Here is a 13,022-nt window from a genome sequence, read left to right as displayed (position 1 = left end):
TGCAGTCCGGAATTGGAAAGATATTCGGCGACCACCTGGCTGCCCGGCGCCAGCGAGGTCTTGACCCAGGGCTTGGCGGTCAGGCCCTTGGCGGCAGCGTTGCGCGCCAACAGTCCGGCGCCGATCAGCACGCTCGGATTGGAAGTGTTGGTGCAGGAAGTGATTGCCGCGATCACCACATCGCCATGGCCGAGATCGAAATTGCGATTCTCGACCGCATAGCGCTTCGATGCGTCGGCGGCTTTCTTGTATTCGCTGGCCATCGCCGCGGCGAAACCTGCCGCGACCGCGGGCAGCGCGACGCGGCCTTCGGGGCGCTTGGGTCCGGCCAATGAGGGCACCACGTCGGCGAGATCGAGCGTCAAGGTCGCCGTGAATACCGGATCGGGAGACTTGGCGGTGCGGAACAGGCCCTGCGCCTTGGCATAGGCGGTGACGAGCGCGACACGGTCAGCCTTGCGGCCCGAGGTCTTGAGATAATCGATGGTCGCGGCATCGACCGGGAAGAAGCCGCAGGTGGCGCCATATTCCGGCGCCATGTTGCCGATGGTGGCCTTGTCCGCGACCGAGAGATGGTCGAGGCCGGGGCCGAAGAACTCGACGAATTTTCCGACCACGCCCTGCTTGCGCAGCATCTGCGTCACGGTCAGCACCAGATCGGTGGCGGTGACGCCTTCCTTCAGCGCACCCTTGAGCTTGAAACCGATCACTTCGGGCAACAGCATCGACTGCGGCTGACCCAGCATCGCTGCTTCGGCCTCGATGCCGCCGACGCCCCAGCCGAGCACGGCGAGACCATTGACCATCGTGGTGTGCGAGTCAGTGCCGACCAGCGTGTCGGGATAGGCGACCTCGAAGGTGGCCGTCTTCTTGCCGACGGTCATCTTTTCCTTGCGGGTCCATACCGTCTGCGCGAGGTATTCGAGATTGACCTGATGGCAGATGCCGGTACCGGGCGGCACCACGGAGAAATTCGAAAACGCCTTCTGGCCCCATTTCAGGAATTCGTAGCGTTCCTGGTTCTGCTTGTATTCCTCGACCACATTCTTGCCGAATGCCTTGTTGTCGCCGAAGAAGTTCACGATCACGCTGTGGTCGATGACGAGATCGACCGGCACCAGCGGATTGATCTTTTCGGCGTCGCCGCCGAGCGCCTGCATGGCGTTGCGCATCGCCGCAAGATCGACCACCGCGGGCACGCCGGTGAAATCCTGCATCAGCACCCGCGCCGGGCGAAACGAGATTTCATGTTCGAGCGCGCGCTTTTTCAGCCATTTCGACACCGCGACGATGTCGGCTTTCTTGACGCTGCGGTCGTCTTCATGGCGCAGCAGGTTTTCCAGCAGCACCTTCATCGAATAGGGAAGTTTCGAGATTCCCTTGAGACCGTTTTTCTCGGCCGCGGGCAGGCTGTAATAGACGTAGGTCTTGCCACCAACCTTGAGGGTCTTTTGGCATTTGAAGCTGTCGAGCGAGGTCATGTGAGGCAATCCCAATTGTCAGTTATACCCGGCAGAGGTATTAGAACACCGGCGGAGAGGCTTGGCCGATAGCTTGCAGCCGCGGATTGTGTGCTGCATCAAGTTCCGGCTTATAGAATCTTTCTAGAAGCACCGCCACACCGACAATCGTGCCGCAGCAATGCGGCACCCACAAATTCCGACGCGCTACCCACAGGTTTCCAGAGGGCTGTGAAAGGACAACATGCGGCTCTGCGGACGTGGCATCAGATGCGTGCGGGGCGGTCGGGAAGTGTTCTCGGCGCTGGATTTCGAGGCGTCCTCCGGCGCGGCGCTGGCCGTCACCGGCCCCAATGGATCAGGCAAAACCTCGCTGCTGCGACTGATCGCCGGCCTCCTGACCCTGGCCGGCGGCACCATCGATCTCGAGGGTGGCGGGGTGGAGTTGAGCTTGCCCGAACAGGCCCATTACCTTGGCCATCGCGATGCGCTGAAGCCGGCCTTGAGCGTGCAGGAAAACCTTGAATTCTGGCGTGATTTTCTGGGTGGCGAGGCGTTCGATCCCGCGCAAAGCCTGGCCGCGGTGGGGCTCGACCATGCCGCCCGGCTGCCGGCGGCGTATCTGTCGGCCGGTCAGCGGCGCAGGCTTTCGATCGCCCGGTTGCTGGCCGTGCGGCGGCCGGTCTGGCTGCTGGATGAGCCGACCAACGCGCTGGATGCCGCCGGACAAGGCCTGTTTGCGGGGTTGATGAACGACCACCTCGCGCGCGGCGGGCTGATCGTCGCCGCCACCCATGCGCCCCTGGGACTGCAAGCCCGGGAATTGCGGATCGGGGAGGCGTCGTGACCGCCCTCGCCGCGCTGATTCGAAGGGATATCCGCATCGCGCTGCGGGTCGGCGGCGGCGCGCTGATCGGCGTGCTGTTCTTCCTCACCGTGGTGGTGCTGATGCCGTTCGCGGTCGGCCCCGATCTGGCGTTGCTGACGCGGCTCGGGCCGGCGATCCTCTGGCTCGGCGCCCTGCTCGCAAGCCTGCTCACCCTCGACCGGCTGTTCATGGCCGACCACGAAGACGGCTCGCTCGACCTGATCGTGATGAGCCGGACCCCGCTGGAACTGACCTGTGCCGCGAAAGCGCTGGCGCACTGGCTGGCCGCCGGATTGCCGCTGGTGATCGCAACCCCGGTGCTGGGGCTGTTGCTCAATCTCGACGCGACAGCGACCTCGGCTGTCGCGTTGACGCTGCTGGCGGGCACGCCGGCGCTGACCTTTACCGGCATGATCGGCGCAGCGCTGGCGGTGACGCTGCATCGCGGTGGACTGCTGCTGGCGGTATTGGTGCTGCCGCTGTCTATACCGGTGCTGATCTTCGGTGTGGCCGCCTCGGAGGCTGCGATCACCGGGCCCGTGTCGTTCGGCGCGCCGTTCTCGATCCTGTGCGCGCTGTCGCTGATCAGTTTTGTCATTGGACCGTTCGCCGCGGCTGCGAGCCTGCGGCAAGGATTGGATTAGAGCGTTTTCAAGCGAAGTGGGTACCGGTTCGCATAAAGAAAACGCGTCAAAACGAAAGATTAGAGCCTGGGTTCTGATTCGGTCAGAACCCAGGCTCTAGGTGCGATCAACTAAACCGTAATCAACTCTTGCGGAGACGGCATGAAACAAAAACAGCCGCATTGCCTGCGACAATGATGATGATTATCAGGATGTCATGACGCTGATCGATCTCGCCAACCCGACCCGGTTCCTGTCGTTGACCGCGCGCCTGTTGCCATGGCTTGCGGCCGCAACCGCCGTCTTGCTGCTGATCGGCCTCTATCAGTCCGCGATGGCGCCCGATGACTATCAGCAAGGCGCCACCGTGAAGATCATGTTCATCCATGTGCCGAATGCCTGGCTGTCGATGTTCGTCTGGGGCGTCATGAGCCTGGCGGCACTGGGCACGCTGGTGTGGCGGCATCCGCTGGCGGATGTCGCGGCCAAGGCCGCCGCGCCAATTGGGGCGGCGTTCACGTTTCTCGCTTTGGTCACGGGTTCGCTGTGGGGACGGCCGATGTGGGGCACCTATTGGGAATGGGATGCGCGGCTGACTTCGGTGCTGATTCTGTTCCTGATGTATCTCGGCCTGATCGCGCTGTGGCGCGCGGTCGAGGATCCTTCCCGCGCCGCCCGCGCCGCGGCCATCCTGACGCTGGTGGGCGCGATCAATCTGCCGATCATCAAATTCTCGGTGGATTGGTGGAACACGCTGCATCAGCCGGCATCGGTGATGCGGCTCGGCGGCCCGTCGCTCGACCGCGTCTTCCTGATTCCGCTCTTGGTGATGGCGGTGGCATTTTCACTTCTGTTCGTGACCCTGCATCTGGCGGCGATGCGCAACGAGATTCTGCGCCGCCGGGTGCGCGCGTTGCAAATGATGCAAGTGGCGCAAGCCAGCCAGCGTTCGGCGTGAAGGCGATGTCGCTTGGCCCCTACGCGTCCTTCATCGTGACGTCCTATCTGCTGGTGGCGGCGGTGGTGCTGATCCTCATTATCTGGATCGCGATCGATTATCGCCGTCAGAAGCAAACCCTGCACGAGCTCGAAGCCGGCGGCGTGGCCCGACGCTCCGGGCGCAGCGCCACGGACATCACATGAGCAAACCTCCGCCGATACCTATAAATGCTGCGCCGCGAACCTCGCGCTGGTTGATGGCGCTGCCGCTGATCGGCTTCATCGCACTGGCCGCGATCTTCTGGTTCCGGCTTGGCAATAGCGACCCCTCGCGCATTCCATCCGCCCTGATCGGTCATCCGGCGCCGCAAACCGCGTTGCCCGCGCTCGATGGCCTCGTCAATAATGGCGTGCCGGTGCCCGGGCTCGACCCTTCAGCGTTCAAGGGCAAGGTCAGTGTCGTCAATGTCTGGGCCTCGTGGTGCATACCCTGTCACGACGAAGCGCCGCTGTTGACCGAACTCGGCAAGGACACAAGGCTGCAGGTCGTCGGCATCAACTACAAAGATTCGCCCGACAATGCCCGGCGATTTCTTGGCCGCTACGGCAATCCGTTCGGCATTGTCGGCGTCGACGGTAATGGCCGCGCCGCGATCGAATGGGGAGTCTACGGCGTGCCGGAAACCTTCATCGTCGGACGCCAGGGCACCATCGTCTACAAGATGGTCGGCCCGGTCACCCCTGACAATATCAACACCATATTGCGGGCCGAGATCGACAAGGCGCTGAAAGCGGGAAGCTAAGTCTTTCCGCGAAATCGCGCGGCGAGAGGGAATGGCTCACCCCTTGGTGACGTCCCCCTCCGCCGCGTCGCTTGCTTCCAGCGAGACCGGCTCCAGATGGTAGCGCTTGATCAGCGGCATCTGCGTGACCGCGAAGATCATCGTCAGCGGGATCACGCCGAACGCCTTGAAGGCCACCCAGAAATCGGTGGTCTGGGTGCGCCAGACGATTTCGTTCACAATCGCCATCGCGAAAAAGAACAGCGCCCAGCGCAGCGTCAGGGCGCGCCAGCCCTGCGGTGTCAGATTGAACATCTGGTCGAACATGATCGCGATAAAGGAGCGGCCGAACAACAGGCCGCCGCCGAGCACCGCGGCGAACAGGCTGTAGATGATGGTGGGCTTGACCTTGATGAAGGTTTCATCGTGCAGCACCAGGGTCAGCGTGCCGAACACCAGCACCACGACGCCGGTGACCAGCGCCATGATCGGCACATGCCGCGTCACCACGTAAGACGCGATCATCGCCGCCACCACCGCCACCATAAACGCGCCGGTGGCGACGAACAGGTGGAATTTGGCGTTGGCCACGAAAAACACCACCAGCGGACCGAGTTCGGTCGCGAGCTTGAACAGCGGATGCGGCGTGGTTTTGTCCATCTCATACCCCGTATTGCCGTCATCATCCGCGAAAGCGGATGATCCAGTATTCCGAAGCGCCTCGATTCCAACTGACGGCGCGGCGTACTGGATGCCCCGCCGGAGCCTGTCATCGGGCTCGCCAAAAGGCGAGACCCGTTGGCGGGGCATGACAAGAAAAACCCTAAGATTCGATCCCGGCGATCGCCTGCGCGAAATCGCGCGCGGTGAACGGGGCGAGATCGTCGATGCCCTCGCCGACGCCGATGAAATGCACCGGCAGTTTGTGCTTTTCCGCGAGCGCCACCAGGATGCCGCCGCGTGCGGTGCCGTCGAGCTTGGTCATCACCAGGCCCGTCACCCCTGCGGTACGATGAAACGCCTCGACCTGCGACAGCGCATTTTGTCCCACCGTGGCATCGAGCACCAGCAGCACCGCATGCGGCGCCGACGCATCGACCTTCTTGATGACACGAACCACCTTTTCAAGCTCGTTCATCAACTCGGCCTTGTTCTGCAGCCGGCCCGCGGTGTCGATCAGCAGCACGTCGAGCTTTCCCTCCCGTGCCGCCGACAACGCATTGAAGGCCAGGCTCGCCGAATCCGACCCCTGCGCGGCCGCGATCACCGGCGACTTGGTACGCTCGCCCCAGATCTTCAATTGCTCGATCGCGGCGGCGCGAAAGGTATCGCCCGCGGCCAGCATCACCTTGCGGCCCTCAGTGGAAAGCTTGGCTGCCAGCTTGCCGATCGTAGTGGTCTTGCCGGAACCGTTGACGCCGACCACCAGAATCACAAACGGTTTCTGCACCGCGTCGATCACAAGCGGTTTCGCCACCGGAACCAGCACTTTCTCGACCTCGGTCGCGACCACCGATTTCACGTCATCCGCCGAGATCGTCTTGTCGTAGCGCCCGGCGCCCACGGCAGTTGCGATCCGCGCCGCGACCTCGGTTCCCAAATCGGCGCGCAGCAGCACGTCCTCGATATCCTCGAGCATCGCGCGATCGAGCTTGCGCTTGGTGACGAGATCGGCCACGGCGGCGCCGAGCGAACCCGAGGTGCGCTTCAGGCCGCCGGATAGCCGCCGCCACCAGCTCAGTTTGGTCTGTTCCGGAATGGTATCGTTCATGTCCGACGTGTGTTAGCCGTTTCATCCTTCAAACGAAAGTCTTGACGATTGATGGACGTTGCCGAACTGACTGCGGACGAAATCCAGGCCCGCGTGCTCCATCGCGACGGGCTGATGCTGGTGATCGACAAGCCCGCGGGGCTGCCGGTGCATCGCGGCCCCAAGGGCGGTGCCAACCTGGAATCTTCCTTCGACGCGCTGCGATTCGGCCTGCCGCGTCCGCCGGTGCTGGCCCACCGGCTCGACCGCGATACGTCCGGCTGCCTCGTGCTGGGACGCCATCGCAAGGCGACGGCGTCGCTGGGCCTGCTGTTCAAGCACGGCAAGATCTCCAAAACCTACTGGGCGGTGGTCGAAGGCGGGCCGGTCGAGGACCGGGGCACCATCGACATGCCGCTCGGCCGCCTCAATGCCGAGCGCGGCTGGTGGCAGAAGCCGGATCCAGAGGGGCAAAAGGCCGTCACCAACTGGACGGTGCGGGGTCGTGGCGACGGCCTCGCCTGGCTCGCGCTCGAGCCCGTCACCGGCCGCACCCATCAATTGCGCGTTCACTCCGCTTCGATGGGCTGGCCGATCGTCGGCGACAATATCTACGGCACCGGCCCGCGTTTCGGCGAGCCGAGCCTGCATCTGCATGCCCGCGAGATCGTGATTCCGATCTCCAGAAATAAAGACCCGGTGCGGGTGACCGCGCCGGCGCCGGCGCATTTGCACGAGCGGTTGCGGAAATGCGGGTGGAACGGGGAGTGATTTCGTGAGAGAGCCCGTCGTTGGCTCCGATCACGGCTGTCATCATCCGCGAAAGCGGATGATCCAGTATTCCAGAGACCTGCGGATTGATCGAGAAGCCGCAGCGTACTGGATCGCCCGGTCAAGCCGGGCGACGACGAGTTGAGATCGTTAGCGCCTCACACCGTCAACCGCGCGCCATCATTGCCGGCGATCGTCAGCGCCCGCACCGCGCCTGATATCTCGCCACTGATCGCCACCGGCAGAAAATGTTCGGTGCGGCCCTGGGTCGCGCTCTCGATCAAAACATGGCGCATCATACCGATTTCCGATGCCAGTCGCTTCCGCAGCGCGGCTTCTCCCGCGGCCCGCAATCGGCTGGCGCGCTCTTTGATCTTGTCGCCGGAAACCTGCGGCATCCGCGCCGCCGGGGTGCCCGGGCGCTTCGAATAGGGGAACACATGCAGGAAGGTCAGGCCGCATTGTTCGACCAGATCCTGCGAGCGCGCGAACATCTCCCCGGTTTCGGTCGGAAAGCCCGCGATGATATCGGCGCCGAGCGCGATGTCGGGCCGTAACCGCCGCACCTGCGCGCAGAAATCGATCGCATCGGCGCGCGAATGCCGCCGCTTCATCCGCTTCAGGATCAGGTCGTCGCCGGACTGCAGCGACAGATGCAGATGCGGCATTAAACGTTCGTTCTCCGCGATCACGTCGAGCAGATCCTTGTCGACCTCGACCTGATCGATCGACGAAATGCGAAGCCGCTTCAGTTCCGGCACATGGCGCAGGATCTGCTTTGTCAGCAGGCCGAGTTTGGGCGCGCCCGGCAGATCCGCGCCGTAGCTGGTCAGGTCGACGCCGGTCAGCACGATTTCGGCATGGCCGCGCGCGACCAGCGCGCGAACCTGATCGACCACCGCGCCCATCGGCACCGAGCGCGAATTGCCGCGGCCATAGGGGATGATGCAGAAGGTACAGCGGTGGTCGCAGCCGTTCTGCACCTGCACGAACACCCGCGGCAGGCCGCTCTGAAATCCTTCCAAGAGATGCGGCGCCATCTGCTTCACCGCCATGATGTCGGCGACCGCGATCTTCTCATCTGCCGCGATGCCGAATGCGGGCGCGGCGTCGAGCGCCGTGCGCGCATCGCGCCAGGCTTCGCCGCGCATCTTGTCGTCATTGCCGATGACCCGATCGACCTCGGCCATATCGGCGAACATCTGCGCCTGGGTCTGCGCCGCGCAGCCGGTGACCACAATGCGCGCCTGCGGCCGCTCGCGCTTGAGCCGGCGGATCGATTGCCGCGCCTGCGCCACCGCCTCGTTGGTAACCGCGCAGCTATTGATGACGATGGTATCCATCAACCCGGCGCGTTCTGCCTCGCGGGCGATCACCTCGGATTCGAAGGCATTGAGGCGGCAGCCAAAGGTGATGACGTCAACGCTCATGGTTCAAGCGACGGACGCAAACAATGCGGGATCGAAGCGGCCTTCATATTCGAAATCGGCCGTGCCCGTCATCAGCACGTGGTCATCGCGCTCGCGCCACTCGATCGCGAGTTCGCCGCCGGGCAGCGCGATCTGCACCAGGCGATTGGCGCGGCGCAGCCGCGCCGCGGCGACTGCTGCAGCGCAGGCCGCCGAGCCACAGGCCCTGGTCAGTCCCGCGCCGCGCTCCCAGGTGCGGATCGTGATGTGATCGCGATCGACGATGTGCGCGAGCGTGATGTTGGCACGCTCCGGAAAGATCGGATGGTTTTCCAGAAGCGGGCCGAAGCGGGCGAGATCGTAGGCGTTGACGTCGTCGACCCAGAAGATCGCATGCGGATTGCCCATGCTGACCACGGACGGCGTGTGCAACACCGGCGCGTCGATCGGACCGATCTGCAGCTCGATTGAGCGCGTGTCGCGGAATTCTTCGGCGAGCGGAATATCCTTCCAGCCGAATTTCGGCGGGCCCATGTCGACGGTGTAGAGATCGGCCGACGGACCCTGCCAGCAATTCAAAAGGCCGGCCCGGGTCTCAAACGTCACGGCGGTCTGGCCGGTTTTCTCGAACAGCCGGCGCACCACGCAGCGCATGCCGTTGCCGCAGGCCCCCGCTTCCGAGCCGTCATTATTGTAGATGCGGATAAAAGCCTCGGTGCCGGCCAGGCGCGGCGGCTGCAGCACCATCAGCTGGTCATACGGCACGCCCGCAGGCTGGGCCACCGCGCGCGCTTCTTCCGCGCTGACCGCGGCGGGGTGGTCGCGCAGATCGACCACCACGATTTCGTTGCCGATGCCGTTCATCTTGGCAAAGGGTCGGTTGGCGAGCGCGCTCATGGAATTTCCCGGTCTGTGCCCGTCTTATATGGCGAATGACGGCGGATTGGCCAGTGCGGCAAATCTGTGTCGGGTCCTCACCGGACGGGGGCGGCCATGAAATATCTGTCATGGGACTAAAACGGCCCTTGCGTGTTAGGATGCCGTCGCTTCGTCATACGCTTCACCGACGTGAACCGGGACATCTGGGCGAGGCGCGCGCGCTGATCACGGCCATGGAGAATACCGAATGAATTTGCCCCGCCATTTCCGCCTTGCCATGGTCGCGCTGGTCCCGGCAGCCGCGATTTCGCTGGGTCTTGGCATCCTGGGTCTTGGCATCGCAGGTCTTGGTCCCGCGCTGGCGCAGACGCCGCCGCCTACGGCGAGCACACCGGCCCCCGCACCGAGCCCGGCCCCGAGCCCCGCCGCGGAGGCTCCGGCAGCGTCGACCCCGGCAACGCCTGCACCGGTTCAGACCGCCGATCCGTTCGGCGAACAGATCGCGCTGACGCCGAAGACGGTCGTCATCGCCAAGGGCTCTGCCAATTGGGATGCGGCGTTCGACACCCTGATCGAATCATTCAAGACGCTGTCAGGCTTGCTCGATAAGCAGGGCATCAAGCCCGCGGGCAATCCGATGATCGTCTATACGTCGACCGACGATACCGGCTTCACTTATCTCGCGGAAATTCCGGTCGATCAGGAACCGAAGAACCTGACCAAGGCCATGAGCATGGGCAAGTCGCCCGACGGCAAGGCCCTGAAGTTTGTCCACCGCGGTTCCTACGACAATATGGACAACACCTATGAGGCCATCACCAATCACCTCGACGACAAGAAGCTCGAGGCCAAGGATACCTTCATCGAGGAATACATCACCGACCCGCTGAAGACGGCGGAGGACAAGCTGGTGATCAATGTCTATGTGCCGCTGAAGTGAGCCCCGTGAAGCCCGCGCTGTTCACCGCGGCGATCATGGCGGCGGGCATGCTGCTCGCAGCGCCCGCGCGGGCACAGACCGCGCTCCCGGCCATGATCTCCGTCACCGGCGAAGCCACTATCTCGGTGCCGCCCGATCTGGCGCAGGTCGAGGGCGGCGTCACCTCGGAAGCCAAAACCGCGCGCGAGGCCTCGGAGGCCAATAATGCCGCAATGGGCAAGGTGCTGCTGGCGCTCAAGGGCGCCGGCATCGATGAGAAGGATTTCCAGACCTCGCGGCTGTCGCTGCAGCCGCAGAGCGCGCCGAATAGATCCAGCGGGCCCCCCGTCATCGTCGGCTACCGCGCCAGCAATCGGGTGACGATCCGGCTGCGCGACGTCACCAAGGTCGCCAGCGTGATCGATACGCTGGTCGGCGCCGGCGCCAACGATATCGGCGGCATCAACTTCATGGTGGCGCAGGCCTCGAAACTGCTCGACGAGGCGCGCGAACAGGCGGTCGCCGACGCCCGCCGCAAGGCCGAGATCTATGCCAAGGCCGCCGGTGTCACGCTCGGCGCCCCGATCAGCATCTCGGAAGGTGGCTCGCCGGTGCCGATGCAATTCCGCAAAATGGCCGGCGCGATGGCCTCCACAGCGCCGGTGGCACAGGGCGAAGAAACCATTGGCGTCACGGTGAGCGTGTCCTGGGCCATCAAGCCGGAGCAATCGGCGCAATAAAACGAGTCGTCGTCCCGGCGAACGCCGGGACGACGAGAATCTAAATCTCGAACACCTGCCCCGGCTTCGGCGCCACAAACCGTTCGCGCGGGATCTTCGCTTCGTCGAGCGCCACGCCCAGCGCAATAACCGGGGCGTCGATCGCCTCGTCGGTCAGCTGAAAGGTGCCGTTGTGATGCGCCAGCGCCTGCTGCGCGCCGCAATCGGCCAGCGCCTTCACCGCGTCCTGCGGATTCATGTGCTGATCCTTCATGAACCAGCGCGGCTCATAGGCGCCGATCGGGAGGATCGCCAGCCGCAACGGACCGTGCGCCTCGGCCACACGACGGAAGTGCTTGCCCTCGCCATAGCCGGAATCGCAGACGATGTAGACCTTGCCTGCTGACGTCTCCATCACAAAACTCGCCCACAGCGCCTTGTTGCGGTCGAACAATCCGCGCGCCGACCAGTGCCGCGTCGGCACCAGCGTCACCGCGACGCCGCTGCCGAGCTCGACGCGATCATGCCAGTCGAACGCCTCGGCTTTGATCGCGTTGTCGGCCTCGCGCATGGTGAGATCATTGCCGAGCGGGGTGATGACGCGCGGCGAGAACTTTGCGGCGAGTTTCGACAAGGTCGCGACGTCGAGATGGTCGTAATGCCCGTGCGACACCAGCACGATGTCGATCGGAGGCAGCGCGTCGAACGCGACACCAGGATCGTTATGGCGCTTCGGTCCGGCGAAACCCAGCGGCGAGGCGCGGTCCGACCAGACAGGATCGACCAGGATGTTCAGCCCAGCGGTCTGGATCAGCCAGCTGGCGTGGCCGACGAATGACAATCGCACCTTGTCGCCAGTCACGCGTGGCGGCGGCGTATCGGCATGGGGGCTCGGCACCCATTCGGGCCATGCCTGCCGCTGCCGGCCACTGCCGAACTGCCAGCGCAATACGTCACCCAGCGATTTCGGCGGCACGCCATCGGGATCGAAGAAATGCGTGCCGTCGAAATGATCGGACGGCGGCCCGGCATAGGTTTTCATGCGGTAAATCCAGTAGGACGGGACGCCGGCAACAGCGGCAGCACCGGCGAGGAGGCCGAGAACAGTGCGGCGGGTGGTTTTCATGCCCGATTGGCCTCAAAACCTGCGTTTCGGCAAGGGGGTGCCGAGCGGCAAGACTCCCGAAAAATACCACTTTTGCGTGACTTTTCTTGACTTCCGGGGGCTGCGGGGGTTTAACCGCCGCAATTCTCGGAAAGACGTTCTTTTCGACCCGCCGCCCGGCCCTTGAGGCCGGAGGCCAACGCCCGACAGCGCGATGCGCCCTCGGGCGCAAAATTGTTTGGACTATCGTTCCGCCCCGTGGCGAGAACACAAAATGAACCGTCATCACCCGCGAAGGCGGGTGATCCAGTATCCCGGAGCGTTCGCTTTGACGCGAGGTCTCGGCGTACTGGATAGCCCGCTTTCGCGGGGTATGACGGAAGTTAGTTGAGCGATGCTGTGCCCGCGACGGGCATGACAAGGGAAAACGGAATTGTTCGACAATCTGTCGGAAAAGCTTGGAGGCATTCTCGATCGGCTGACGCGGCGCGGCGCGCTGACCGAGGCCGACGTCGATGCCGCCATGCGCGAGGTACGCCGCGCGCTGCTGGAGGCCGACGTCTCGCTCGACGTGGTCAGGAGCTTTACCGAAAAGGTCCGCGAACAGGCGATCGGCGCCACCGTGGTCAAGTCGGTGACCCCCGGCCAGATGGTGGTGAAGATCGTCCATGACGAACTGATCGCCACGCTCGGCGCCGACGGCCAGACCATCGACCTCAACGCCGTGCCGCCGGTCGCGATCATGATGGTCGGCCTGCAGGGCTCCGGCAAAACCACCACCACCGCCAAGCTCGCCCG

At 64.0% G+C, this 13,022-nt stretch carries 15 protein-coding genes; 9 read left to right on the top strand and 6 right to left on the bottom strand.

The features are described from left to right. Positions 1 to 1,481 (bottom strand): aconitate hydratase AcnA (gene acnA / locus ABR948_RS21610; protein WP_428121830.1); only part of this gene is annotated, 1,481 nt, incomplete at its 3' end. Positions 1,482 to 1,704: 223 nt separating this feature from the next. Here acnA and ccmA point away from each other — a divergent pair. The 5 genes from ccmA to ABR948_RS21585 all read left to right on the top strand — a co-directional run bounded on the left by ccmA (position 1,705) and on the right by ABR948_RS21585 (position 4,693). Next, positions 1,705 to 2,307: a heme ABC exporter ATP-binding protein CcmA gene (gene ccmA / locus ABR948_RS21605; protein ID WP_428121828.1), complete on the top strand. Its 603-nt coding sequence runs from the start codon at positions 1,705 to 1,707 to the stop codon at positions 2,305 to 2,307. Continuing rightward, positions 2,304 to 2,972, top strand: a complete 669-nt coding sequence (gene ccmB, locus ABR948_RS21600; RefSeq protein WP_428121826.1) for a heme exporter protein CcmB — start codon at positions 2,304 to 2,306, stop codon at positions 2,970 to 2,972. The genes ccmA and ccmB overlap by 4 nt, the downstream gene beginning before the upstream one ends. Positions 2,973 to 3,168: 196 nt before the next feature. Next, positions 3,169 to 3,909, top strand: a complete 741-nt coding sequence (locus ABR948_RS21595; RefSeq protein WP_428121823.1) for a heme ABC transporter permease — start codon at positions 3,169 to 3,171, stop codon at positions 3,907 to 3,909. A 5-nt stretch (positions 3,910 to 3,914) separates the two neighbouring features. Continuing rightward, entirely contained in the window at positions 3,915 to 4,094 is a 180-nt protein-coding gene (ccmD, locus tag ABR948_RS21590) for a heme exporter protein CcmD (protein ID WP_428121821.1), read from the top strand. Further along, positions 4,091 to 4,693 (top strand): DsbE family thiol:disulfide interchange protein, encoded by a 603-nt coding sequence (locus tag ABR948_RS21585; RefSeq protein ID WP_428121819.1) that lies wholly within the window; start codon positions 4,091 to 4,093, stop codon positions 4,691 to 4,693. The genes ccmD and ABR948_RS21585 overlap by 4 nt, the downstream gene beginning before the upstream one ends. Before the next feature lie 36 nt (positions 4,694 to 4,729). Here the strand turns inward: ABR948_RS21585 and ABR948_RS21580 are convergent, their stop codons facing one another. Further along, positions 4,730 to 5,332, bottom strand: coding sequence for a septation protein A (locus ABR948_RS21580; RefSeq protein ID WP_428121817.1), 603 nt, complete (start codon positions 5,330 to 5,332; stop codon positions 4,730 to 4,732). A 163-nt stretch (positions 5,333 to 5,495) separates the two neighbouring features. After that, positions 5,496 to 6,443 carry a signal recognition particle-docking protein FtsY gene (ftsY, locus tag ABR948_RS21575; protein ID WP_428121815.1) on the bottom strand — a complete coding sequence of 316 codons (948 nt, stop codon included), beginning with the start codon at positions 6,441 to 6,443 and terminating at the stop codon, positions 5,496 to 5,498. A gap of 51 nt (positions 6,444 to 6,494) precedes the next feature. Between ftsY and ABR948_RS21570 the strand changes: the two genes are divergently transcribed. Continuing rightward, positions 6,495 to 7,193 (top strand): RluA family pseudouridine synthase, encoded by a 699-nt coding sequence (locus tag ABR948_RS21570; protein ID WP_428121813.1) that lies wholly within the window; start codon positions 6,495 to 6,497, stop codon positions 7,191 to 7,193. Positions 7,194 to 7,351: 158 nt separating this feature from the next. On the opposite strand, the gene mtaB is transcribed toward ABR948_RS21570, so the two are convergent. Both mtaB and dapF read right to left on the bottom strand, forming a co-directional pair. Then, positions 7,352 to 8,623 (bottom strand): tRNA (N(6)-L-threonylcarbamoyladenosine(37)-C(2))-methylthiotransferase MtaB, encoded by a 1,272-nt coding sequence (gene mtaB, locus ABR948_RS21565; RefSeq protein ID WP_428121811.1) that lies wholly within the window; start codon positions 8,621 to 8,623, stop codon positions 7,352 to 7,354. A gap of 3 nt (positions 8,624 to 8,626) precedes the next feature. Continuing rightward, positions 8,627 to 9,499, bottom strand: a complete 873-nt coding sequence (dapF, locus tag ABR948_RS21560; protein WP_428121808.1) for a diaminopimelate epimerase — start codon at positions 9,497 to 9,499, stop codon at positions 8,627 to 8,629. A gap of 229 nt (positions 9,500 to 9,728) precedes the next feature. Here dapF and ABR948_RS21555 point away from each other — a divergent pair, with 229 nt between their 5' ends. Both ABR948_RS21555 and ABR948_RS21550 read left to right on the top strand, forming a co-directional pair. Beyond that, positions 9,729 to 10,421: a GyrI-like domain-containing protein gene (locus ABR948_RS21555; protein ID WP_428121806.1), complete on the top strand. Its 693-nt coding sequence runs from the start codon at positions 9,729 to 9,731 to the stop codon at positions 10,419 to 10,421. 35 nt (positions 10,422 to 10,456) lie between these two features. After that, positions 10,457 to 11,140 (top strand): SIMPL domain-containing protein, encoded by a 684-nt coding sequence (locus tag ABR948_RS21550; protein WP_428121832.1) that lies wholly within the window; start codon positions 10,457 to 10,459, stop codon positions 11,138 to 11,140. 40 nt (positions 11,141 to 11,180) lie between these two features. On the opposite strand, the gene ABR948_RS21545 is transcribed toward ABR948_RS21550, so the two are convergent. After that, a complete protein-coding gene (locus tag ABR948_RS21545; protein WP_428121803.1) occupies positions 11,181 to 12,245 on the bottom strand; it encodes an MBL fold metallo-hydrolase in 1,065 nt (354 codons plus the stop codon). Between the two features lie 412 nt (positions 12,246 to 12,657). Between ABR948_RS21545 and ABR948_RS21540 the strand changes: the two genes are divergently transcribed. Then, positions 12,658 to 13,022: signal recognition particle receptor subunit alpha (locus ABR948_RS21540; RefSeq protein WP_428121801.1), on the top strand; the 365-nt coding region annotated here is incomplete at its 3' end.

It is taken from the genome of Bradyrhizobium sp. (assembly GCF_050014615.1).
Lineage (GTDB): Bacteria > Pseudomonadota > Alphaproteobacteria > Rhizobiales > Xanthobacteraceae > Bradyrhizobium.
This window is presented reverse-complemented; position numbering and strand designations above follow the sequence as displayed.

Bases quoted from the DNA above. Each gene is read 5' to 3' on its own strand.
- ccmA (WP_428121828.1), top strand. From the start codon at position 1,705: ATGCGGCTCTGCGGACGTGGCATCAGATGCGTGCGGGGCGGTCGGGAA.
- ABR948_RS21595 (WP_428121823.1), top strand. From the start codon at position 3,169: ATGACGCTGATCGATCTCGCCAACCCGACCCGGTTCCTGTCGTTGACC.
- ccmD (WP_428121821.1), top strand. From the start codon at position 3,915: ATGTCGCTTGGCCCCTACGCGTCCTTCATCGTGACGTCCTATCTGCTG.
- ABR948_RS21585 (WP_428121819.1), top strand. From the start codon at position 4,091: ATGAGCAAACCTCCGCCGATACCTATAAATGCTGCGCCGCGAACCTCG.
- ABR948_RS21580 (WP_428121817.1), bottom strand. From the start codon at position 5,332: ATGGACAAAACCACGCCGCATCCGCTGTTCAAGCTCGCGACCGAACTC.
- ftsY (WP_428121815.1), bottom strand. From the start codon at position 6,443: ATGAACGATACCATTCCGGAACAGACCAAACTGAGCTGGTGGCGGCGG.
- ABR948_RS21570 (WP_428121813.1), top strand. From the start codon at position 6,495: ATGGACGTTGCCGAACTGACTGCGGACGAAATCCAGGCCCGCGTGCTC.
- mtaB (WP_428121811.1), bottom strand. From the start codon at position 8,623: ATGAGCGTTGACGTCATCACCTTTGGCTGCCGCCTCAATGCCTTCGAA.
- dapF (WP_428121808.1), bottom strand. From the start codon at position 9,499: ATGAGCGCGCTCGCCAACCGACCCTTTGCCAAGATGAACGGCATCGGC.
- ABR948_RS21555 (WP_428121806.1), top strand. From the start codon at position 9,729: ATGAATTTGCCCCGCCATTTCCGCCTTGCCATGGTCGCGCTGGTCCCG.
- ABR948_RS21550 (WP_428121832.1), top strand. From the start codon at position 10,457: ATGGCGGCGGGCATGCTGCTCGCAGCGCCCGCGCGGGCACAGACCGCG.
- ABR948_RS21545 (WP_428121803.1), bottom strand. From the start codon at position 12,245: ATGAAAACCACCCGCCGCACTGTTCTCGGCCTCCTCGCCGGTGCTGCC.